The sequence below is a fragment of the Pseudoalteromonas sp. S4492 genome (assembly GCF_005886115.1).
GTDB lineage: Bacteria > Pseudomonadota > Gammaproteobacteria > Enterobacterales > Alteromonadaceae > Pseudoalteromonas > Pseudoalteromonas gelatinilytica.
Genome location: NZ_PNCP01000244.1, coordinates 1 through 321 on the forward strand (window position 1 = coordinate 1; position 321 = coordinate 321).

1 pseudogene is annotated in these 321 nt (G+C 69.8%); it reads right to left on the reverse strand.

Annotation, left to right across the window (positions count from 1 at the left end):
- Positions 1-321: pseudogene (locus tag CWC28_RS22125) on the reverse strand (hypothetical protein); the annotation flags it as partial.

Genomic DNA, 321 nt, shown 5'->3' on the forward strand with positions numbered 1-321 from the left:
CCCGACACCGGCAGCGTCGCGCAGCGAGTCCGACAGCGTCAGCGCCTGGCTCTCGTCGACCGAGGTCTCGAGATAGAGGGTGAGCTGGGCGCTGTCATTGAGCTCATTGTCGAGCAGGCGTGCGCTGTCCAGTGCCAGCCACAGCGCCGCCGGCAACGTCAGTGCGATGGCGATGGCCAGCATGGTCAGCAGGCGGGCGATGGGCGCGACCAGCAGGCGGCGTGCGCTGTCGCGCGCAATGGCAGCGTGATGACGCAGCCAGCAGCGGTAGCGGCTCTCGACCGAGACACGACTGGAGCGCGCACCCTTGCGCGCCGCACG